General features: G+C 66.9%; 1 protein-coding gene. It reads left to right on the top strand.

The genetic code is table 11. The features are described 5' to 3' along the window. Nucleotides 1-99 precede the first annotated feature (99 nt). The coding region (locus tag EOA60_RS36255) for a phosphotransferase (RefSeq protein WP_164899938.1) at nt 100-596 on the top strand (497 nt) is incomplete at its 3' end.

Below are 596 nucleotides of genomic sequence, written 5' to 3'. Positions count from 1 at the left end.
GTCCCGGCATCCCGCACCGACGAGGCCTTTCTTTTTTCTCTCATGGCTTTGTGAGAGACCGGCGCTTTGTCGTAAGCCGGCCGAAGCAGGACCGAACCCGTGAGCGCCGCCGTAACCACCGAAGACCGCATCCGCGCTCTGCCCTGCTGGAGCGGCGGCATCGAGATCGAGCCGCTGCCGGGCGGCCTCAGCAACGCCAACTATGTCGTTACCGACGCCGCCGGCCGGCACGTGGTGCGCTTCGGCCAGGACTTCCCGTTCCACCATGTCTTTCGCGAGCGCGAGGTGATGACGGCGCGCGCGGCGCATGCGGCCGGCTTCGCGCCGGCCGTGCACTACGCCGAGCCCGGAATTCTGGTGACCCAGTTTCTCGGCGCCAGGACCTTCCTTGCCGAGGATGTGCGCGCCGATCTCGGCCGCGTGGCGGCGCTGCTGCGGCGCTTTCACCGCGAGATGCCGAACCACGTCTCCGGCGCCGGTTTCATGTTCTGGGTCTTTCATGTCATCCGCGACTATGCGCGCACGCTCGAGGAAGGTGGCAGCCGCAAGAAGGACGAGCTGCCGCGCTATCTCGCTTTAGCCGACGAGCTCGAACG

It is taken from the genome of Mesorhizobium sp. M1A.F.Ca.IN.020.06.1.1 (assembly GCF_004023265.1).
In the GTDB taxonomy this organism is placed as follows: Bacteria; Pseudomonadota; Alphaproteobacteria; order Rhizobiales; family Rhizobiaceae; genus Mesorhizobium.
This window is presented reverse-complemented; position numbering and strand designations above follow the sequence as displayed.